Below are 20,776 nucleotides of genomic sequence, written 5' to 3' on the forward strand. Positions count from 1 at the left end.
ACCATGACACAAGCACTCAAAGGATGGTGTCGTCTAGCGAAATCAACACGAGTTCTCTCCCTATGTAACTTTGCTGATGCTTTATGGGATAGAAGAGTCGGTATCTGTAACTATGCAAAATATAAGCTAACGAATGCTCGGGTTGAAGCTGGGAATGTTTCTATAGGTTTACTCAGAAGAAGAGCCCGAGGCATCAGAGATATAGATTACTTCAAACTGAAGATCAGACAAACATCCGTACCTGACACTCATTCAACCTTTTATCCAAATATCAAGCTCACTTAAGCGGAGAAGAGCCCTTCTAGTTAGCCAAACTTGCTCCGGTGGCTGTCCGTCATGTTGTCGAGCTAAATTAAAATGGGGCATTTTCGTGCTGGGAATGGCGGTGAACCTGAGCCGTCCACACCAATTTAGTATGATACTTTGTTGCTCTCCCACATCTGGGGTATAAAGTCCGTTGGTACTAACCGCTACAAGATACTCAGTAGACTCCACTGTCTACGAATCGATTTGATAGACGGTCTTTTATTGTTAACGTACGTTTTCGTTCCGTTGGGCTTCAAACCCCTTTACCTCCTCTTTTTTTACTATCAAATTGTATACAACTTGATAGTAAAAAAAGAGGAGGTAAATAAACTTTGCACCGGAGCCAATACACTTCAATAAAACCCTACTTGAACCCATAACTCTGTAGTATCTCGTAATATCTTCCTTCTTCTTTCAGTTCGTTTAACCCCATATTGAACGCTTTTATAACTTCCTTAGATTCAGTCATGTTTTTAAGACCAATAAGGTGTACCGGATTGGTTCTTAGCGGCGGTTCCAAAAATTCTACTTGTTCTAGAGTTCCCTGTATATTTGGATTGTTTTTGATGATACTAATCGCCGAATCCTTTGACATAGCAACGAGGTCTACTCTGCCGCTGAAAAACTTTTGGAGATTCGCGACATCGCTATTAGCTAGTTCGATATTTTTCTCAAGGTCAAATTTTTGAAGTAACTTAGCTAAGAAATGTCCTCTAAGAACTCCTATACGTTGCTGATTCAATGTGGAGGGAACTCCCTGATAGTTAAATTTGCTTTTTTTAAGTGAAATCAGATAGCTGGGAGAAGATGCGTAGGAGTCAGAATAATTGAATAGCTTCCTACGTTCTTTAGTATCACTCGCACTCACGAGAAAAGCTTGCCCTGATAGGGCTATTTGATAAGCTCGAGCCCAAGGGTAGAATTTAAATTCTACTTCTTTGTTGACCCGCTGAAATGCTTCCTTAATTATAACACCGTGCGGCCCTTGGTTGGGTAGCTGAGACCCGATAAAACCACCCCAATTCAAAGTAACGACCCGAACTGGTTTAGAGTGCGCATAACTAGAAATGAGTAGCAATAACGCTATGATGAAAAAATTAGTTTTGTTCATAGTGAGCCTCAGTTTCATGGAGCGTTATTTGGTTGAGTATAGTAAAGCTCGGTCATTCCGTTGCACTGTAATAGTCAACTGAAATTGACCACGGTTGAAAAGTTTTCCAGAACCTGTTTACGATCTGTGTTTCAAGTAAGCGACTTTGGATTAGTAGAAATATGGCAAAACGAATGTTGTCGCCATTGAATCTGAAAACTCCTGAGAAGGGTGTCCGATGGAGTTGACCAGAACACTTTTTTACACCTTCCCATAAATGTCGCAGTTATTATATGAAATCAGGCGTAGGAATGTGTTTAGTTTTATCACTGTTAAATTAAAGTGTTCTGATGGGTTTAATAATTAGAGGGGGGATTGATTTCTTCTCTTATGAACTAAGTGAGAATATGCACACATAGTGAATCCTACGGAAGAAAAAGCGGCTGAACCTAAAAGGAGGTGATTCCCATTATAAAAACCTAAAGTACATATCGAAAAACCAGTGACCATCCATATTAATGAATATCGTATATCTGGGTGGAAGTTGAAATATCTCCAGTTTTCTATGAAGCGGAAAATAAAGTCAGTGACAGAGACTACCCAAAGTCCTATTAACATAGTTAAGAAAGCTTGGACGGCTGATGGTAATGAAGCGAGTACGTTAATTGAACCGACAACGTACACTGCTATCGGCAGCAATAACGTAAATGCTAACAAAATACTCAATCTAGGTTTGAGGCTTTTGCCTTGTCTTTTCCCAGCAGATCTAGAAAGTATAATAATGTGAGGGATTAAAAGAATAACAAAAATAAACAACCAATAAATCATGTTATTTCCCACCATTCTACTTAAGCACTGCCTTTAATTAACGATTCAAACTAAGGAACAGTTCAAAAATTGCCAATTGAAAGTTTGAGCAGTGTCACATCAAGCATGAAAAAATGCAAGCTTACATTGCAAAAATCTTACAAAGCATTGCAATTTCATCTGTTTGCGCTGAGCACTCATAGTTCAATATTCAATCTAATTACTTTAAAATCAAAAGGCTACCTAGGTTGTTTAAATCGGTAATTTGTGGCCTTAAAGTGTGGTTAATTATATGAGCCATCGGAGACTTTGCTCTCCAGATGTGATGGAATTCTTTTTCTAATGACAGATTCAGGTCGACAATTCATCCGAGATGAAGTCGTGAATGGTTTAGGGGCAATTATTTATTTTCTACGAATACTCGAATGCGATGTCCATCTGGATCAATTGCGACAAATGTAAGACCGAAAACCAACTCTGTCAGTGTTTGAAGAAACTTGACCCCTTTGGTTTCCCATTGCTCGTAGAGTTGGTGTAATGTTTTTGAATCTTCAGCCATCAAGGACAACTCTGTGCCACCACCAGTAGCATTCGCTGAAGGTGAAACTTGCGCGAGCTGTTTTAACTCAACAGTCATACCTGGGAACTAAAGGGAACGAGACAAACGTTGGTGATAAAAACTGCCCCTCACACTCAAATACCTCAGTATAGAATCTTTTGCTGGTATGAATGTCTTCGACATACAGAACAAACGAATCAACCTTAAACATATACACTCCTAAAACTCACAACATCATTGGGTTGGTAATATAACGAACAGGAGTGACAGTTTTTGTCAGTAGTATAAGTATTTCTTTTCAATTCCTTCTATTTCTTCCCACTCTTTCAGCAAATCATGCCGGCGGCGACCGTACTTTTGTTCCAGCGTCTTCCATTTCTCTATCCGATCAAGCCTGAAATTACGAAAGGCCTCTCGTTTCTCACACCAAGCGACCAGTACGTAGCATTTCTGAAATAAACCGATTAAAAGTGGCCATATAACCCGTGAGCTAGAGCGCCCTCGTGCATCTCGGTACGTTAATTCAGCTTTATGCTGCTGTTTGATGGCATGTCGTATGACTGGATACTCTGTCGTCAATTCAGGCACTTCAATAATAGAAGCTACACGCAAAATATTGTCGTTACGCTTGGCCTCATGATCCACGGGCAATACTGCCGAAATTTTTGCGATTGCGTTTTTTGCGGCTTCACCAAACTCGCCATTCGCCTGTTTCGAAACCCAATCAGCCCCCAACAGTAATACCTCTAACTCTTCTGTCGAAAACATCAACGGAGGTAAAGTAAACGTCGGTTTCAATACGTATCCAAGCCCTACTTCACCTTCAATCTCTGCACCTTGTACTTGTAATGTTGCAATATCACGATAGATAGTACGCACACTAACATTTAGTTTCTGAGCCAAGTGCTCAGCGGATACAGGGAATTTATGACAGCGAAGTAGCTGGAGCAAATCAAAGAGTCGTTGGCTTCTAGACATGAAAGAGCTTTACTTAAATAAATAGACAACAAGGTTACTGTATCGAAACATACAGCGCTATCTAAACCTAAGGCGTACGGAGATTTAGGGCTACGTTCGGATTAGTTAAAATTTGTCAAACTCGGCCCAGCGCCTTTCCAAGATAAATAAGAGAAAAACAGCTTCGGGGCAATTCCTGCTTCCATTTACTAAAAATAATTCCCAAAATCGATCAAACTTTATTGTTTTTGATCAGACTTTATTGGGTTTAGACAAACTTTAATGTAGGCCGACAACTGCCTTTATTTAAGAATTCAGCCATTTCCACAATGTCTGTTTAAGCTAGGTTACCTAGCTGGCTCAAAGCCCCACTCTTTGTCATTGCCCTACTAAACCACTAACTTTGTACCGTCCTGTATTGTTGAACCCATCGTTTGGAACCTTTTGATTTTCTCTACTGTGACCCAATGCCATCATGGCCTCACTTGCCCTACATTTGAGACTAAATGATGAATCACAACAAAGAGCTGATGAACCACAGCCGAGATCTTCTAAACAACGCGCCTAAGTTAAAAGAGATGACCGAAAAGGTGTTATATGAAGACATTTGGCAACGCGCAGAATTGAGTAAACGAGAACGAAGTATCATCACACTTTCCGTGCTCGCGTCCCTTGGCAGATTAGAGCAGTTACCATTTCATTTGGGCCTTGCCAAAACCAACGGCATCATTGAGGAAGAATTGGTAGAGCTGTTCACTCACCTCGCCTTTTATGCGGGCTGGCCTGCTGCCGTAAGCGCTTTAGAACGCGTTAGAACGCGTTAAACAGGCTTAAGACTAGATCTTAGTAATACATGACTCAATATAGCTAAACCTGCTGCCCACAAACTTTTTCAATCAAATTGAATAAAACTCTTTACCTCAAGTTAACTTTAAGTATTAGCATGGTCCACGTTGTTTACCAAGGAGCTTTGAGGAGAGAATGATGATTCAGTTGGAACATGTCAATTTAGTGGTTAAAGATATCCCCGAAATGTTGAGCTTTTATCAGGCGGCATTTCCCCATTGGTATGTGCGAGATGAAGGACGAGGAGAATGGTACGGTAAAGCGCGCAACTGGCTGCATTTTGGCGATGAGTATCAATACATTGCAATGAGTGATCATGGTGAAGGAGAAAATCGAGATTTATCCGGTCACCAAGTGGGACTAGGCCATTTTGCCTATGTGACCAATAATATCGATGCCGTGATAAATCGGCTCGCGCAAGCGGGTTTCCCCATTGCGAAGGAAGGCGCAGCAGAGCCGCATCGAAAAAATATTTATTTCATGGATCCGGCTGGTTTTGAGGTCGAGTTTGTTGAATATCTCAGCGATGACCCCAAGCAACGTAATCGTTCAAGCTAGTTACGCGCAGGTCTAATAACGCGCTAGAAATAGAGGGTTGTCCTAGGAATTCGCATCCGCGAGTGGCCAAGAGACAACCCTAAAATGCGACGCTTACTTTTCGTCCATTCGTAGCCTGAGGCCTATCCCTGTTTCCGTTTCAATATAGTAAGGATGCTGAGCATCATCGCCGAGTTTTTTTCGGAGTTGCCCGACCAAAATCCGCAGGTAGTGGCTGTCGTCTTTGTGCGAGGCTCCCCAAATGGCGGTTAGTAACGTTTGCTGAGTCACCAATTTTCCGCCATGACGAGCCAGATGTTCAAACAGGGTAAACTCCTTTTTCGACAAATGTATCTGCTGCTGGCCTCGCTCTAACCGGTGGTTGAACAAATCAAGGCAGAGATCTCGAACGTGAATACGATGAGTCGTTGGTGTCTTCTGAACGTCACGAAATAGCACTTTTATCCGAGCCAGAAGCTCTCTAACCCCGAAAGGCTTAATGACATAGTCATTAGCTCCGGCTTCCAACAGTCGCACGACTTCACTTTCTTGGCTACGTGCTGAAATCACCAACACCGGTACCTCATTCCATTGACGTAAGGTATTCAATACTTCCACACCATCCATATCAGGCAGCCCTAAATCTAATAACACCAAGTCTGGAGAATGCTGGGCGCAGTCCACCAATGCTTGCTCACCAGACTCTGCCTCAAGCACCTCATAACCTTCGGCTTTTAGGCTAATTCGGAGAAAGGTTCGGATCGCTTGTTCATCATCAATCACCAAAATTTTCATTGTCTGCTCTCCAAGCCGTTTTGATCTAAGGGAAGTTGGATCTGGATACAAGTTGTATACCCATCCTCCTTATTGCACGCCAACGCTTTAATCGTGCCACCATGCGCCTGAATCATTCCTTTTGCAATCGCCAGCCCAAGACCACTCCCCCCTTGGCCGCGATCCCTTTTTCGCGTCGTAAAAAACGGTTCAAAAATCTGCTTACGAAGGGACGGGGAAATACCGGGCCCTTGATCGTAGATTTCAATTTTCAGCGCATCTTCCTGTTTACGTATCTCTATACTAATTTTGTCACCCGCTTTGCTCCACTGACGAGCATTATCCAATACATTGACTAAAGATTGTTCTAGAAATGAGCTCTGCACATTTAAAACAGGAATACCCTCATCCACATGAGTGACCAATTGAAAAGGCTTTAAATCCACTGTAAGCCTCTCAATCACGTTGCTAAGTAGCTGCTTTATCTCTGCGGGCTGGCAATTAAGCGTTAACTCCCCCTGACCGATCCTCGTCATATCCAGAAGATGAGTCACATAGCGATGCAACCGCTTGCCCTCGGTAGACACGCCTTCAATGAGACTCACTTGCTCTTCTTCACTCAGCTGAGGGTGGTAGCTCAACCAACTCTCTGTGCTACCGATGAGTGTTGTCAATGGCGTCCTCAGATCATGAGAGATAGAAGACAGTAATACGGCGCGCAATTGTTCAGTTTCGCTTTTGAGGCGCTCCTCAGCCAATGCCTCTCTGAGAAAACTCTGAGAAAGCGCTTGTCGCCAAACCTCAAGCCAAGAGTCCAGTTGGTTGCGACGCTGGATGGATTGCAATGAGGCATCACCTCGAATCCCCACCACCTGATTGACTTGGCCATCATTAAGTTTTAAAGGTAAGAACAACCAGTTACAGCTATTAAGAGTATTGGTAGAAAAGCCGGCCGCTTCGCCGTTATTCAAACACCAATTGGCGGCCGTTTGCGCTTTCACGGTAATACCAGCGCCCGGGGATGATCGGCTCACGGTGTACAGCCCCTGCTCTGGATCGGTGCCCATCACTATGACGTCTAACCCCAATGCCTGAGAAAGCTGCCTTCCCCCTTCTTCAAGGAAGTCATGCTGGGTAAGCTGTGAAGACAAAGAGCGGCTAAACTCCAACAAGCTGATTGAAAAGTGGTTGCTATACCGAAGACGGAGCACCTGCTTACGCAGCCGAGAAGCTAAATGCCCCGTAAATAGAGCAAACAACAAAAACACTAAGGCGGTAATAGTGTCAGAGCGATGTTCAATAAAGAACTGAAAGTAAGGCGCGGTAAAGAAAAAGTTAAAACACAAAAAGGCAACGATAGCGGCAAATATAGTCGTTCTTAATCGAGTACGAACGGCGACCACCAGCACGCCGACCTGATAAATCATCGACAGATCCGAGAGAGTCAGCAAATGTCGAAATGGAAAAGCAACCAAACTGGCTATCGCCATCACAATCAATGCTTGCAGGTAGTCTCTAAGATCGCTTGGTTCGTCTCGCTGTATACGCCGCTTGTTCGGTTTAGGCGCAGGAACTAATACCAGCATCCACGGGTCGTCAGCGCCTTGCAGTTGTTGCCCAACGCCCTTACGCAACCAAGAAGCTCGTCGGTTTGCCACCATTAATGCAGTTACTTTTCGTCGCCTCGCCACCTCCCGAACAGCTTTAGACCGATCTGGGCCATATAGGATTTCGACATCCGCACCTAGCTCTCGAGCCAATTCCAGGGCTTTGGCAGACTCCGACGATCGCGCCTCCTTACCAAACGCAACCACCGACCACGAAAGGTGCCGCAATCTTGCAAACTGGTGTCCCCGTCGAATCAAAGTTTCAGACTCTTCACTCGATTCAATGCAGACCAACAAGTGAGGGACAATCGCGGTTTGAGCGTCTCCTTTTGCAGTTCTAAGAAGCTGTGTTTGTCTGTCGACACACTGAGCTGCAGTGTGCAGGGCTAATTCCCTTAGCGCCGATAAGTTTCCGTGAGTGAAAAAAGAACTCATCGCCGCCCGAGCTTGATGAGGCACATACACTTTGCCTGCTTCCAGCCTCCCCAGAAGCTCCCGCACAGGGAGATCCACCAGCTTAATCTCAAACGCCGTTTCTAGTAAGGTATCGGGGACTTCCTCTCGAACCTCGACACCAGTGAGCTGTTTGATCGTGTCATGTAGGCTTGCCAAATGCTGAACATTCAGTGTGGTGAAGATATCGATCCCTGCGTTAAGCAACACCTCTACATCCTGATAGCGTTTTTGATGGTGGCTACCCGGCACATTGGTGTGTGCCAGTTCATCAAGAATTAACAGATCTGGCCGTGCTTCAACGGTTCCATCTAGGGAGAATTCGGCTAAGGACTTTCCCCGATATTGGTGAATCTCACAGGGGATGCGATCCATCCCCTGAGCCAGAGCCGCCGTATCCTGCCGTCCGTGTGTTTCCACCACCCCAATCAGTACCTGACGCCCTGCCGCGACTTGCTCTTTTGCAGCCTGTAGCATGCTATAGGTTTTGCCCACCCCAGGAGCCGCGCCCAAAAAGATGGTCAAACGCCCTCGGTTTGGTTCTTCAACGGTCGACAGAAGAGCATCTGCTCTGGCTTCATCTCTCATTAATGGATACCGCTTATCTTGTCTAATTCTTGATTTAAGCGCATCACGTTAACATACCTAGGCCCTAACATCCCCCCTAGGATCTGGCTTTGAACCAAGGAGTTAACTCGGCTCAGCGAAAGGTGACGCTCTTTCGCCACTCTCGGAACTTGATAGACGACGGCATCAAAAGGTAGGTCAGGATCAACCCCACTGGCAGAAACCGTTGCCAACACTGCGGGCATATTTGGCTTCGCATGTGCCGCTTCAAATTGGCGTCTTTGCTCGCTGGAAACCGCCAGATTTCCCCTCCCGCCGTTATCTTGCCCTGTCAACGGACGAAGATGAAAGTAGCCTGATTGTGGATACGCCTGCCCCAGCAAGTAAGAGCCCCGCGTGACTCCATGGCTATCCTGCATTAGGCTGCCATTGGCCTGAAATGGCCAAACCAACTGACTAACTGCTGTGATCAATCCAGGATAAAACACCCCGGTTAGCAATGTCATCATAACTAATAACAACCCTGATTCTTTAAAGCTCTTGATCATATCCATTCTCCTAAACCCAACCCAATGCGACTAACGCCATGTCCAATAACTTGATGCCAATAAAAGGCGCAATAATGCCTCCTAGGCCATAAATCAATAGATTGTGGCTCAAGAAACTAGCTGCACTCACTTGTTTGACCTTCACCCCTTTCAATGCCAGTGGAACCAGCGCCAATATAATCAACGCATTGTAGATGATGGCTGATAGCATGGCGCTCGATGCACTGTGAAGCTGCATCACATTCAGCGCCGACAAAGAAGGGTAAATGCCGATAAACAAAGCGGGTAACAGCGCAAAGTATTTGGCGATATCATTCGAAATAGAGAACGTGGTGAGTGCTCCACGGGTCGCGAGTAGTTGCTTCCCAACCCCGACGACGTCGATAAGTTTGGTTGGATCAGAATCCAGGTCCACCATATTCGCGGCCTCACGTGCCGCCTGAGTGCCATCATTCATCGCAACACCAACGTCTGCTTGCGCCAGCGCTGGCGCATCGTTGGCACCATCCCCACACATAGCGACCATGTTGCCACCCTGCTGCTCTTGGCGAATATAATTGAGCTTCTTCTCGGGTGTCGCTTCGGCGATAAAGTCGTCCACGCCAGATTCAGCGGCAATGACGGCTGCGGTAAGCGGGTTATCGCCAGTCACCATCACAGTGCGGATCCCCATCTGACGAAGCTCAGCAAAGCGTTCACGTATACCAGGCTTGATCACGTCTTTAAGGTGAATCGCTCCTAGTAATCGTCCCTCTTCCGCGACGAGGAGTGGCGTCCCGCCTGATTGCGCAATGCTGTTGACCGTTTGCTTCAACTCAGGAGGAAGGGTCTCCATGCTCAAACCGACCCACGCCGCCATCGCATCCACTGCCCCTTTTCTCAGTTTTCGCCCTGAGAAATCGATACCTGACGAGCGTGTTTCTGCAGTAAAAGGCACGAACTCGGCTCCCCTAGGTAACTCTCGACTCAAGCCATAGGCCGATTGCGCTAGATCGACGATCGATTTTCCTTCAGGAGTATCATCACTTAATGAGGTTAAGCAGGCCACTTCGGCAAGATATTGTTTATCGACATCAGGGGCACAAATAAACTCATCGGCCATCCGATTACCAAAGGTAATGGTGCCTGTTTTATCCAGTAGCAAGGTCTGTACATCGCCTGCGGCTTCCACCGCTTTACCCGATTTTGCCACCACATTGCAGCGAATCAAGCGATCCATTCCAGCGATCCCGATAGCAGAAAGTAACCCCCCTATCGTGGTTGGGATCAAAGTAATCACCAAAGCAATTAGAAATAACAAAGGAAGATGACCACCAACCATATTAGCGAACACCGGCAGAGTGAGAACGACCACTAAGAGGATGAGGGTTAAGCCGATCAGCAAACCATTGAGCGCTATCTCATTGGGCGTCTTTTGACGCTTGGTCCCTTCAACTAAGGCGATCATGCGATCTAAGGTTGAATACCCTTGCTCAACCGTGACCTTAATGCGAATCCAGTCAGAAACCACCATGGTATTGCCCGTCACTGCGCAGCGATCGCCACCGGATTCTCGAATTACAGGGGCAGACTCGCCAGTGATCGCGGCTTCATTCACGGCGGCGATACCTTCAATCACTTCGCCATCCGCGGGGATCATTTCACCAGACTTCACGATCACGATATCGCCTTTGCGAAGAGCTGTCGCGGCAACCACCTCGGTGCCCTGACCGCCGTCAATACAACGGGTGGCCAGAAGGTTTGCCATCCCATCCCTAAGATTATCCGCGCGCGCTTTACCACGCCCTTCGGCTAACGCCTCGCTGAAATTGGCGAACAACAAGGTAGCCCATAGCCAACCGGTCAACTGCCAAGCCACAGCTTGAGTTCCACCTAACTGTGCCTGCGGCGCAAATAAGGTCACGATCAAACTTAATACGGCAGCAACCTCCAAGACCAATAACACGGGTTGATCCCATAGATATTTCGGGTTTAACTTGATCAGCGTTTGCTTTAAAGCCGATTTCAAAATCCTCCCCTTGGCTGAGTTCTGCGCTCCTTCTTGTTGTTGCTGTTGTTGAGGCTGATGTTCTTGCTGCTGATGTGGCTGGTGCTGTTCTTTCTGCTGCCATTCACTTTGATGTTCGATTACAGACATAATACAACTCCTTAACCATGAATCATGAGATATTCGGCCACAGGGCCAAGTACAAGGACGGGAAGAAAACTAAGCCCACCGACCACAATAATCACTGAAGAGAGCAAGCCTCCAAACAGTGGCCCCGATACGGGTAGCTCCCCTCCTGTGGTTTTTGGTTGCTGCGCCATCTTCGCGGCTATCAACAACATCGGGAACATGATCCCAAAGCGCCCGAGCAGCATACCAATAGCCAATAAGACGTTGTGAATCGGCATATCTGCCCCAAATCCGGCAAAGGCAGAGCCATTGTCACCAACAGCCGAGGTATAGGCATACAACCACTCAGTGATTCCATGTGCGCCGTGGCTAAACATTGCAGCGTGAGAACCGGGCCATAACCAAGCAATAGAAGCCAGCAGCAACACGCCCAAAGGCATCACCAACATCGCAACGATCATCCATTTGATTTCGTAAGCGCCAATGCGCTTGCCTAAGTAATCTGGTGTGCGGCCACTCATCAAGCCAGCAATAAATACGGTCAGAAGTATATAAACGAGCAAGCCGTAGATACCGGCACCGACGCCACCGTAATAGAGGCTCCCAAGCAACATATTGGAGAGAACCATCATGCCCCCTAAGATTGACATGCTGTCGTGCATACCATTAACAGAGCCATTCGAGGTTGCCGTTGTCACCACTCCCCACAAAGCTGTTAAGGCAGGGCCAAATCGACTCTCTTTACCAAGCCAATGCTGAGTGTCCACCAACCCTAATCCATGCAGGCTGGGATCCGGCGCTAGCTCAACACCGACGGTTACGAATAACCACACCAATAAAAAGGCAGTCATGGTAATAAAAAGGGTTCGCGTATGTTTATGATTGCGAATGTAATACCCAAAAGTAAAAATCATTGCCGCTGGCAGCAGGATAATCGCGAAACATTCAAGGAAATTACTAAGCTGAGTCGGGTTTTCCAAAGGATAAGATGAGTTGCTGCCATAAAAACCCCCCCCATTACTGCCAAGTTGTTTGATAGCAACCTGAGAAGCGACATCCCCCATATGGACCAGAGATTTCACCCCTGAAAGCAATGTCACCTCATGGGAGGCAGACAAGGTTTCAGGTACGCCTTGGCCAACCAATGCAATAGCTAAAATGCTCGCAAGAGGGAGAAGAATGAATAACACACCGCGAGTCAGATCAACCCAAAAATTACCTAGCTTGTGAGTGCTTTGATTCGATATACCCCGGAAAATTGCAATGGCTACCGCCATACCAACGGCTGCTGAAACAAAGTTTTGCACCGTTAACCCCACCGTTTGACTCAAGGGTGAAAGCTGCAATTCTCCAGAATAAGACTGCCAATTGGTGTTGGTTACAAAACTGACTGCAGTATTAAACGCGAGATCCCAACTGAGTCCTGAAAAGTGAAGTGGATTACCCGGCAAACTCGCCTGCCCCATCAGGAGCATCATCAACAACAGAATACCTAGGAGAGTGAGTGCAATAATTGCTTTTAAATATTCTCCTATCCCTTGCTCTTGGCAATCGAAACCACAACGTGCCAACCAACGAACTTCAACTGTGTTGGGATGACGCTCAAAAACATGGAACATATAACGCCCAACGAGAGGAGCGAGTATGATCACCAATACGATAAATAATCCAATCGCCATAAATGAACCGTTCATAACCTCTCCTAAAGTTCTATTCGAAATAAGCAAATAATCAGATACGCCACGAGCAATACTCCGATACTGCCAACGAATGTGCTCAACAACATGACTCAATTTCCTTCTTAACTAGATTCGATAAAAATAAACAGAAACACCACATCCCTAGATCTCAACAGCAACCAAGCAAGACCAAACTGATATCCGTTCTGTGGTATCAATGAGTTACCCCTATTTGATTAGGGAGCCACAGAATAAAATTTCTAGGCGTAAAAAAGCTATTTTGGAAAAACCATCTCGCATAAAAAAAACGTAAAATTTCGCTTATATAGAGCGTTATAAAAAGGGAAAGTCGAGATAAGTGCGATTACGTTTGGCAGAGCAACGAATCTAAGAGAAATGGGAAATAAAAATGTCGCATGATGGACTCTTGGTGCTAGGTATGCCTGAATTCAATTCTGAACTGCGCAGCTTAGAATCAAGTTATAATCAAACGCTCATGCGTCCAATTTGGAGTTTTTCCACTGGAATTCGCCCACGGTATAGAGGATTTCCGACTGTATAATCCAGAGGATTATATGCATATTGAAAGGAAATCCATTACAGCTAAACCATAGATTAACACGTTAAGCTTATAGGTCCGTTGCTGTGAAGATTTGTTGAGCTTTAGTAAATATCTTTAGGCAATCGCGTCTGATCGCCCTGATCTAGAGTAAAAATCTTTCCATTCACCCTATTTGGTTTCATTTTTGAAAGTATAAGTATCAGATTTGAAGTTTTGTGAGCACTAGCATAGAATAGCGCCATTTGTGATCCTAAGGCTAAACATGCAACGTTATAAAAATTATATTCATGGTCAACCCCTAAGTAATCAGTCCGGAGAATTTTTCGAAGTTATCAACCCTGCCACCGCAGAAGTGATTTATCAGGTTGAAGTTGCTGATGAGTCTATTCAACAAGCGGCAATCAAAAGTGCTCAACAAGGCTTTGCTACATGGTCTGCGATGAGCGGTATGGAACGCCAACGAATTCTCAACAAAGCCGTGCAATTACTTCGTGAAAATAATGATGCGCTGGCCGAAATTGAAGTATTAGACACAGGAAAACCTTGGCAAGAAGCCTCCGTTGTCGACGTTGTGACTGGCGCTGACTCGATTGAATTTTTCGCAGGCCTTGCTCCGAGTATTGAAGGATCACAACAAGATTTAGGCGGCGATTTTTACTACACACGCAAAGAACCTCTAGGTATTTGTGCTGGTATCGGCGCTTGGAACTACCCTCTGCAAATCGCTTGCTGGAAATCAGCGCCTGCACTTGCCTGCGGCAATGCAATGATCTTTAAGCCTTCGGAAGAAACCCCACTGGGCGCGCTTAAATTGGCTGAGATATTTTCCGAAGCCGGACTCCCTGACGGCGTATTCAACGTAGTGCAAGGCGATGCTAAAGTTGGCCAATGGCTAACTCACAACCCTGATATTGCCAAAGTCTCTTTTACTGGTGAAGTTTCTACTGGTAAGAAAGTGATGCAAGCTTCAGCGACCAGTCTGAAATCGGTCACGATGGAACTCGGTGGCAAATCGCCACTCATCATCTTTGATGATGCTGACCTCGAACAAGCAGTATCCGCTGCAATGCTAGGTAACTTTTATACTCAAGGTGAGATTTGCACCAACGCTACCCGTGTCTTTGTTCACCAAGATATCTACCCAGCCTTTGTTGAGCGCCTGGTAGAGCGCATCCAAAACAACATTATTGCTGGCGACCCTATGGATCCTGAGGTTAACTTTGGTGCTCTTATCTCTAAAAAGCATCACAGTTTAGTCCTTGATTACATCAAATCAGGTATCGAAGAAGGCGCAACTCTGCTAACTGGCGGCGCTGCGCTACAGCCAGAGAGTGCGCCACAAGGGTATTTTGTCGCGCCAACCGTATTCGCTGATTGTGATGACCAAATGAAAATTGTGCGCGAAGAAATCTTTGGCCCAGTCATGTGCCTGCTTACTTTTAAAGATGAGCAAGAAGTCATCGAGCGCGCTAACGATACGGAATATGGCTTGGCTGCGGGTGTATTTACTCAAAACATTCAAACTGCACATCGCGTGATTCACCAAATCCAAGCTGGGATTTGTTGGATTAATGCCTATGGTGCCTCTCCAGCAGAAATGCCAGTCGGTGGTTACAAGCTGTCGGGTATCGGACGGGAAAATGGTTTAGAGACACTGCAAGCTTACACTCAAACCAAATCCATTTATGTTGGATTAAACCCTCTGGAAAGCCCTTTTTAGGAACAATGATGACACCTGATTATATTATCGTCGGCGCAGGTTCTGCGGGATGTGTGCTGGCCAACCGCTTATCTGCTAATCCGGAAAATAAAGTGGTCCTCCTAGAAACAGGGGGTAGTGATAAGAGTATTTTTATCCAAATGCCAACGGCTCTTTCCATTCCAATGAACAGCAGTAAATATGCTTGGCAGTTTCATTCTGAACCTGAGCCATATTTAGATCAGCGCAGCATGCACTGTCCAAGAGGCAAAGTGTTGGGCGGCTCGTCTTCAATCAATGGTATGGTGTATGTGAGAGGCCATGCTAAAGATTTTGATGAATGGGAACAACATGGCGCCAATGACTGGAGCTATGCTCACTGCTTGCCATACTTTAAAAAAGCGGAAACTTGGTTTCAAGGTGGCGATGACTACCGTGGCAGCCAAGGTCCATTAAACGTCAACAACGGTAACGAAATGAAGAATCCACTCTACCGCGCATTTATCGATGCGGGTGAGCAAGCGGGATACTTTAAAACCGATGACTACAATGGCCGCCTTCAAGAAGGGTTTGGCGCGATGCACATGACCGTCCATAAAGGACGTCGCTGGTCGACTGCCAATGCCTACTTGAAACCAGTCAAGCACCGACCAAATCTGACCATCATCACCCATGCTTTAGTTCATAAAGTATTGCTGGAAGATAAAAAAGCCGTCGGTATTGTTTACGAGCAAAAAGGCCAAAAGCATACGTTAAAGTGCAATCGAGAAGTTATCTTGAGTGCAGGCTCGATAGGCTCTCCGCACCTGTTACAGCTATCAGGCATTGGTCGCTCAGATGTGCTGGAGCAAGCTGGGATCCCAGTTGAGCATGAGTTGCCAGGTGTTGGCGAGAACCTTCAAGATCACTTGGAGTTCTATTTCCAATATAAGTGCAAACAAAAGATCACGCTTAATCGTCAGCTCGATCCATTGAGCAAGTTAAAAATCGGCCTCAACTGGATACTATTCAAAAAAGGTCTAGGCGCAACGAACCATTTCGAATCTTGCGGCTTTATTCGCTCCAAACCAGGAGTTGAGTGGCCTGATCTTCAGTATCACTTTTTACCTGCAGCGATGCGTTATGATGGCCGCAGTGCATTTGATGGCGATGGTTTCCAAGTTCATATTGGACACAACAAACCAAAAAGTCGTGGTTTCGTCCATGTAACTAGCGCTGATCCTCATCAAGCACCAAAAATTCAGTTCAACTATCTTCAGCATCAAGATGATATCGAAGGCTTTAGACAATGTGTTCGCTTAACCCGCGAAATCATTGAACAACCCGCGTTTGATGCATACCGAGATGATGAGATTCAACCGGGTAAACAAGTACAAACCAATGAGCAAATCGATGCGTTTGTACGCTCTTCCGTTGAAAGTGCTTATCACCCTAGCTGTTCGTGCAAAATGGGCACCGACGAGATGTCAGTAGTCGACCCAGAAACACGTGTGCGCGGCATCGAGAATTTACGAGTTGTCGATTCATCTATCTTCCCAACGATTCCAAACGGCAACCTCAATGCGCCAACGATTATGGTGGCGGAAAAAGCCGCGGATATGATTTTGAATCACCCCCCCCTAACGCCTTTATCTCAAGTGGAAGTCACCACTTCAGAAGGATGGGCTGAGAACCAACGCTCTATTTCAACAGCCAAGAGTTAATCTCGGCTTGCTTTCATGCCTCTGGAACGGAGGCTTACTGGTTAAACATCAGTAAGCCTCCATTTTATGGGGTTTTATTACAAGGTTTACTGATTTCCAGATAGGTATTCTGAAATTCATTAAGCTTTGTTCCGATATAAGTTCGGTTACAAGGAGAACCAATCATGAACCTATGGCTAAGCCTTGGGCTTATTTTTACTTTTACTTCAATTGTTTTTGTTTTGCTACGCTGGGGGAACGTCACCTGTATTGGTGTTACACCGGTTAAAACTTTTACCTTCATCACCATATTATTCACTTCAGGGCTAGATGTTGGCCTTATCATGTTCCCACTGACGGAATTCGGCGGTTATGCGAACTTGGTGGCTCATCCTGAGTACAGCTTTACCAATCCACTGGCGTTAGAGTTTGGTTTCTGGGGCTTTTTGATTTGGGGCTTTTATTTTTTAACCTGCTTCTATTTCTGTATTATTGAGCCGAAAGTTAAGTTTTTCGAAATCCCAATAATCAAGTTGGTGAACAATGTCGTTATCATTGGTACCTGTGCGTTCACGGCTTATTTATTGTTGTCGAACCTTCCTTGGTATATGCCAGAAATTGGCGATGGTAAAACCATTATTCCGACCTTTTACCTGATAGTCTTTATTGCCATTGCAGTCTCCGTGTACTCCAGTACCAGCCTGCGTTATGTCAAATATCTAAGCCTAGGGTCGACATGGTTGTTTGTTGCTCTGATTGCCTTCATGTGGATTAGTGCATTTGGCCATCAAGGTGGAACTGGGGAATTCTTCTCAACACTGTCACTGATCGGTGGGTATTTTGCCCACATTAACCACTTCATCTTACCAATGAATGATAATCACGCGTTTTATCTATTCTGGTGGTTCTCATGGAGTTTGATGATTGGTCAATTTACTTCACGATTCGTCAGTGGTTTAAAAACGTGGCAGCTGTTTTCTTCCATGCTGGTATTCCCTTCGATCCCAATTGCTATCTGGTTTTCGATTCTATACTACTACCATCTGCATAACTTAAACGCTTCTGGTATTTACAATATTGCCATGATTACGGTCGGAATTTTGTTTGTGATTAACTCACTAGATTCCCTAGTGCGCCTGTATACCGACAACTTAAACATTACCATTGCTCGCTTTGGTAAGACTAAGTATGTCGTCTTTAATATCGTAGCACTTTCAGTTCTGACCTTATTGTTTAAATTGAACTTCCTAGAGATTCAATGGGTTGGAGCCCTAGTGATTGGATTATTTTTCGCCTGCTTTATTTATATTTTGCGCTACAAGGGCAGTGAGGTGATGCAGATCCAATCGTCGCCGAAAGAAAACACCCTCGACTACACTAAAGTTGAACGAGCTTAAATAGCTAATCTTAAGGTAAGGTGACCATTGCGGTTGCCTTACCTAGTACCTAGTTACTCCCCTCCAAGCATAGACCTCTTCATCCTTAATCACGACAATTCCTCATATCCTGCAATGACACAGCAATATCTCAATCAATAATACACCGATAATGTTAAGGTGAGTTAGTCCACGAGATAACTCATTAATAACTCAAGGTATATATGCAGGAAATAACGCTAAGGGAAGCCACTCTCGATGACATCCCTACTCTACTCAAGTTTGAACAGCGCGTCATAGAAGCTGAACGCCCATATAATAGCCAGCTGAAAGAGGCAGACATTTGCTATTACGATCTCAACGCCCTCATCACCGCAGACAACGTTGCGCTAATGATTGCAGAAGTAGGCAATCTACTTATTGGCTCTGGCTATGCTGAGATCCGAGAATCTAAACTGTGCTTCCTGCACGATAAACACTCATATTTGGGATTTATGTATGTCGATAGCGAGTTTAGAGGACGAGGTGTAAACAAAATACTCATCGACTCTCTCATACAATGGAGCAAAGAAAGACATGTCGACCAATTTCATTTAGATGTTTATGCCGAGAACCAAAACGCGATTCGAGCCTACGAAAAATCAGGGTTTAAAAAAGACTTTATTAATATGAGCCTTTCACTGGATTAAGGGCGTATGGTGGTATGGGGTCGCTCAACGATGTTTACCTTAAAAACACCTCCCTTGCTAATGACGATTTTAGCACCTTTCGTGAAACGGCTTGGAAATTGGCTCGCGAGATAAAACACGATTATGAGTCCGATAAATAATCTGTGACTGGATAGTCATACGTCGCCTACTGCTGCACAGAAAGAGCGGGCAACCGCCCGCGCTTGTCTCCATCAATTAATCCTAGCGAGCCTTACTTATACGCCCCTGCCGAGTAATGCAGTTCGTAACTGTGGCTGTAAATTTCTAGGATATTGCCGAATGGGTCTTCCATGTAGATCATGCGATACGGCTTTTCTCCTGGGTAGTAGAAACGGGGTGCTTTCATGCGTTTTTTACCGCCCGCTGCGACGATTTTTTCCGCTAACTCTTCAACGTTAGGATCCTGCACACAAAAGTGGAAGATGCCAGTTTTCCAATATTCGAAGTTGTCTTCTGGGTTCTGTTGGTTTTTGAACTCAAACAACTCAACACCAATACGATCGCCTGTCGACAAATGTGCAATGCGGAAACGGCCCCACCCAGCACCAAAAACATCAGTGCACATTTCACCAATCGCGCTATCGTCTTCAACGATTTCGGTCGGCTCCATAATTAAATACCAGCCGAGAACTTCCGTATAGAACTTTACTGCTGCTTCTAAATCCGGTACCGAAATACCAATGTGAGAAAAATTACGTGGGTACGGAGTAGACATATTAACCTCTTTACTCTTTATGAATTGAACAACACAGAAAGGCACATGCCTTTTGCTAGTTGATGTTCTCTGCGATGAGTAAAGATTACGCTTAGTACGATCGGGTTTGAAATTATCAAATATTCTTGTTTTAATAATTTTTTGTTATCACTGAGTGACCGAGAGCAGCATTACTGCATATTGCTGTAGGAATACAAGAGAGATTGCAGCTAATCCGTCTAATCCGTCTAATCCGTCTAATCCGTCTAATCCGTCTAATCCGTCTAATCCGCTAAATTTTATTTATGACACAAGCTTTAGCAACAAACCCACTTATTCACTGCTTAGCATTTATTGTTTGTCTTGCTGACTTTGAGCGGCGGCGATTTTATCGAGGCACACTTGATAGGCTTCGTCATAATCGGAAAAAAACTGTATAACTTCGTGCTGATCTAACCCTTGCGTTACTGCAAATTGCTGGACCTTTTTTGAAAAAACAAAAGCAATAACAATGCAGTTATGTTCCATGAACCAGTGAGCCCCCTCGTTAGCACTCCCCCAAGCATCTAATGACGCCATATCCCAATGTTGACAATTTTGCAGAATTCCCCACGGCAAAGAAAGACCACCGGGTGATGAAAGTACATGCTCTTTCATTTCGTTGACATAGACTACGGTTGCCTCTTGATTGAAAGATCCAGTTAATTCAGTTTTAACTATTCGATTTTCAAAGCTCATGGTCCAGTCACCATGGATATTCCTCGGAGTCATGTTCCTTTACCAAAATGTTAGAATGCTACAACCTAGTATAGACAAAGGATGACTTTCAATGTGAAGGTGACTAGGTGAGAAAGCGCTATGCCTTCGATGACCACGAACCACTTAAGCACTAACTGGCAATGCATCTCTCCACGATCCGCCGGTCACTTTAATGAGGTTACTTTTGGTATTTTTATGTCGTATCGCGAAGAGTTGCTTTACTTCTGGATCAGAAAGAAAACCGTCAGCATTCGCTTGTGTTTCAAACTCTAGAACAACAATTGTGCTTGGCTGCCAATCTCCCTCGAGCACTTCTGGAACTACGCCTTCCACTAAGTAACGCCCTACATGTTTACGAATATACGCTGGAATTTTTTCTACATATTCCATAAAAGCCGCGATATCGGCAATTTCGAAATCTAAGATCAAGTAAGCCTTCAAAAGTATC

The 20,776-nt window shown here is 45.0% G+C and carries 19 protein-coding genes; 8 read left to right on the plus strand and 11 right to left on the minus strand.

The features are described 5' to 3' along the window. Window positions 1–285: transposase (locus L4C34_RS12605; protein WP_428789700.1), on the plus strand; the 285-nt coding region annotated here is incomplete at its 5' end. Window positions 286–670: 385 nt separating this feature from the next. Here L4C34_RS12605 and L4C34_RS12610 read toward each other — a convergent pair. The 3 genes from L4C34_RS12610 to L4C34_RS12620 form a co-directional block, all read right to left on the minus strand. Next, window positions 671–1,417 (minus strand): substrate-binding periplasmic protein, encoded by a 747-nt coding sequence (locus tag L4C34_RS12610; protein ID WP_428789701.1) that lies wholly within the window; start codon window positions 1,415–1,417, stop codon window positions 671–673. A 1,186-nt stretch (window positions 1,418–2,603) separates the two neighbouring features. Then, window positions 2,604–2,840 carry a VOC family protein gene (locus L4C34_RS12615; RefSeq protein ID WP_428789702.1) on the minus strand — a complete coding sequence of 79 codons (237 nt, stop codon included), beginning with the start codon at window positions 2,838–2,840 and terminating at the stop codon, window positions 2,604–2,606. 198 nt (window positions 2,841–3,038) lie between these two features. Beyond that, a complete protein-coding gene (locus L4C34_RS12620) occupies window positions 3,039–3,740 on the minus strand; it encodes a helix-turn-helix transcriptional regulator (protein WP_428789703.1) in 702 nt (233 codons plus the stop codon). Between the two features lie 485 nt (window positions 3,741–4,225). Between L4C34_RS12620 and L4C34_RS12625 the strand changes: the two genes are divergently transcribed. Then, window positions 4,226–4,543 carry a carboxymuconolactone decarboxylase family protein gene (locus L4C34_RS12625; protein ID WP_428789704.1) on the plus strand — a complete coding sequence of 106 codons (318 nt, stop codon included), beginning with the start codon at window positions 4,226–4,228 and terminating at the stop codon, window positions 4,541–4,543. Between the two features lie 160 nt (window positions 4,544–4,703). Further along, window positions 4,704–5,123, plus strand: a complete 420-nt coding sequence (locus L4C34_RS12630) for a VOC family protein (protein WP_428789839.1) — start codon at window positions 4,704–4,706, stop codon at window positions 5,121–5,123. Between the two features lie 93 nt (window positions 5,124–5,216). Here the strand turns inward: L4C34_RS12630 and L4C34_RS12635 are convergent, their stop codons facing one another. From L4C34_RS12635 to kdpA, 5 genes are read right to left on the minus strand one after another with little or no spacing between them, the layout of a single operon-like run. Further along, a complete protein-coding gene (locus L4C34_RS12635) occupies window positions 5,217–5,897 on the minus strand; it encodes a response regulator (RefSeq protein ID WP_428789705.1) in 681 nt (226 codons plus the stop codon). Beyond that, entirely contained in the window at window positions 5,894–8,524 is a 2,631-nt protein-coding gene (locus L4C34_RS12640; RefSeq protein ID WP_428789706.1) for a DUF4118 domain-containing protein, read from the minus strand. The genes L4C34_RS12635 and L4C34_RS12640 overlap by 4 nt, the downstream gene beginning before the upstream one ends. After that, window positions 8,524–9,051, minus strand: coding sequence for a potassium-transporting ATPase subunit C (locus tag L4C34_RS12645; RefSeq protein ID WP_428789707.1), 528 nt, complete (start codon window positions 9,049–9,051; stop codon window positions 8,524–8,526). The genes L4C34_RS12640 and L4C34_RS12645 overlap by 1 nt, the downstream gene beginning before the upstream one ends. Window positions 9,052–9,061: 10 nt before the next feature. Continuing rightward, window positions 9,062–11,188 carry a potassium-transporting ATPase subunit KdpB gene (gene kdpB / locus L4C34_RS12650; protein ID WP_428789708.1) on the minus strand — a complete coding sequence of 709 codons (2,127 nt, stop codon included), beginning with the start codon at window positions 11,186–11,188 and terminating at the stop codon, window positions 9,062–9,064. Window positions 11,189–11,199: 11 nt separating this feature from the next. Next, window positions 11,200–12,861, minus strand: coding sequence for a potassium-transporting ATPase subunit KdpA (gene kdpA / locus L4C34_RS12655; RefSeq protein ID WP_428789709.1), 1,662 nt, complete (start codon window positions 12,859–12,861; stop codon window positions 11,200–11,202). Between the two features lie 809 nt (window positions 12,862–13,670). Between kdpA and betB the strand changes: the two genes are divergently transcribed. From betB to L4C34_RS12680, 5 genes are all read left to right on the plus strand, one after another. After that, the gene (gene betB / locus L4C34_RS12660; RefSeq protein ID WP_428789710.1) at window positions 13,671–15,128 is read left to right on the plus strand and encodes a betaine-aldehyde dehydrogenase; all 1,458 of its coding nucleotides are present in this window, start codon (window positions 13,671–13,673) and stop codon (window positions 15,126–15,128) included. A gap of 5 nt (window positions 15,129–15,133) precedes the next feature. Then, entirely contained in the window at window positions 15,134–16,810 is a 1,677-nt protein-coding gene (betA, locus tag L4C34_RS12665) for a choline dehydrogenase (RefSeq protein WP_428789711.1), read from the plus strand. Window positions 16,811–16,974: 164 nt separating this feature from the next. Next, on the plus strand, window positions 16,975–18,186 hold the full coding sequence (locus tag L4C34_RS12670; RefSeq protein WP_428789712.1) for a hypothetical protein: 1,212 nt from the start codon (window positions 16,975–16,977) through the stop codon (window positions 18,184–18,186). A 203-nt stretch (window positions 18,187–18,389) separates the two neighbouring features. Further along, window positions 18,390–18,854 (plus strand): GNAT family N-acetyltransferase, encoded by a 465-nt coding sequence (locus L4C34_RS12675; RefSeq protein ID WP_428789713.1) that lies wholly within the window; start codon window positions 18,390–18,392, stop codon window positions 18,852–18,854. Window positions 18,855–18,868: 14 nt separating this feature from the next. After that, the gene (locus L4C34_RS12680; protein WP_428789714.1) at window positions 18,869–18,994 is read left to right on the plus strand and encodes a hypothetical protein; all 126 of its coding nucleotides are present in this window, start codon (window positions 18,869–18,871) and stop codon (window positions 18,992–18,994) included. Between the two features lie 92 nt (window positions 18,995–19,086). Here L4C34_RS12680 and L4C34_RS12685 read toward each other — a convergent pair whose 3' ends face one another. From L4C34_RS12685 to L4C34_RS12695, 3 genes are all read right to left on the minus strand, one after another. Next, the gene (locus tag L4C34_RS12685; protein ID WP_428789715.1) at window positions 19,087–19,590 is read right to left on the minus strand and encodes a lactoylglutathione lyase family protein; all 504 of its coding nucleotides are present in this window, start codon (window positions 19,588–19,590) and stop codon (window positions 19,087–19,089) included. A gap of 330 nt (window positions 19,591–19,920) precedes the next feature. After that, complete coding sequence (locus L4C34_RS12690; protein ID WP_428789716.1) at window positions 19,921–20,340, minus strand: hypothetical protein; 420 nt, start codon at window positions 20,338–20,340, stop codon at window positions 19,921–19,923. Window positions 20,341–20,451: 111 nt separating this feature from the next. Beyond that, window positions 20,452–20,769, minus strand: coding sequence for a DUF1330 domain-containing protein (locus L4C34_RS12695; RefSeq protein WP_428789717.1), 318 nt, complete (start codon window positions 20,767–20,769; stop codon window positions 20,452–20,454). Window positions 20,770–20,776 lie beyond the last annotated feature (7 nt).

This window comes from Vibrio profundum, assembly GCF_050337555.1.
Taxonomy (GTDB): domain Bacteria; phylum Pseudomonadota; class Gammaproteobacteria; order Enterobacterales; family Vibrionaceae; genus Vibrio; species Vibrio profundum.

Bases quoted from the DNA above. Each gene is read 5' to 3' on its own strand.
- betA (WP_428789711.1), top strand. From the start codon at position 15,134: ATGATGACACCTGATTATATTATCGTCGGCGCAGGTTCTGCGGGATGT.
- L4C34_RS12640 (WP_428789706.1), bottom strand. From the start codon at position 8,524: ATGAGAGATGAAGCCAGAGCAGATGCTCTTCTGTCGACCGTTGAAGAA.
- L4C34_RS12690 (WP_428789716.1), bottom strand. From the start codon at position 20,340: ATGACTCCGAGGAATATCCATGGTGACTGGACCATGAGCTTTGAAAAT.
- L4C34_RS12680 (WP_428789714.1), top strand. From the start codon at position 18,869: ATGGGGTCGCTCAACGATGTTTACCTTAAAAACACCTCCCTTGCTAAT.
- betB (WP_428789710.1), top strand. From the start codon at position 13,671: ATGCAACGTTATAAAAATTATATTCATGGTCAACCCCTAAGTAATCAG.
- L4C34_RS12625 (WP_428789704.1), top strand. From the start codon at position 4,226: ATGATGAATCACAACAAAGAGCTGATGAACCACAGCCGAGATCTTCTA.
- L4C34_RS12635 (WP_428789705.1), bottom strand. From the start codon at position 5,897: ATGAAAATTTTGGTGATTGATGATGAACAAGCGATCCGAACCTTTCTC.
- L4C34_RS12675 (WP_428789713.1), top strand. From the start codon at position 18,390: ATGCAGGAAATAACGCTAAGGGAAGCCACTCTCGATGACATCCCTACT.
- L4C34_RS12670 (WP_428789712.1), top strand. From the start codon at position 16,975: ATGAACCTATGGCTAAGCCTTGGGCTTATTTTTACTTTTACTTCAATT.
- L4C34_RS12610 (WP_428789701.1), bottom strand. From the start codon at position 1,417: ATGAACAAAACTAATTTTTTCATCATAGCGTTATTGCTACTCATTTCT.
- L4C34_RS12685 (WP_428789715.1), bottom strand. From the start codon at position 19,590: ATGTCTACTCCGTACCCACGTAATTTTTCTCACATTGGTATTTCGGTA.
- L4C34_RS12615 (WP_428789702.1), bottom strand. From the start codon at position 2,840: ATGACTGTTGAGTTAAAACAGCTCGCGCAAGTTTCACCTTCAGCGAAT.
- kdpA (WP_428789709.1), bottom strand. From the start codon at position 12,861: ATGAACGGTTCATTTATGGCGATTGGATTATTTATCGTATTGGTGATC.
- L4C34_RS12645 (WP_428789707.1), bottom strand. From the start codon at position 9,051: ATGATCAAGAGCTTTAAAGAATCAGGGTTGTTATTAGTTATGATGACA.
- kdpB (WP_428789708.1), bottom strand. From the start codon at position 11,188: ATGTCTGTAATCGAACATCAAAGTGAATGGCAGCAGAAAGAACAGCAC.
- L4C34_RS12630 (WP_428789839.1), top strand. From the start codon at position 4,704: ATGATTCAGTTGGAACATGTCAATTTAGTGGTTAAAGATATCCCCGAA.
- L4C34_RS12620 (WP_428789703.1), bottom strand. From the start codon at position 3,740: ATGTCTAGAAGCCAACGACTCTTTGATTTGCTCCAGCTACTTCGCTGT.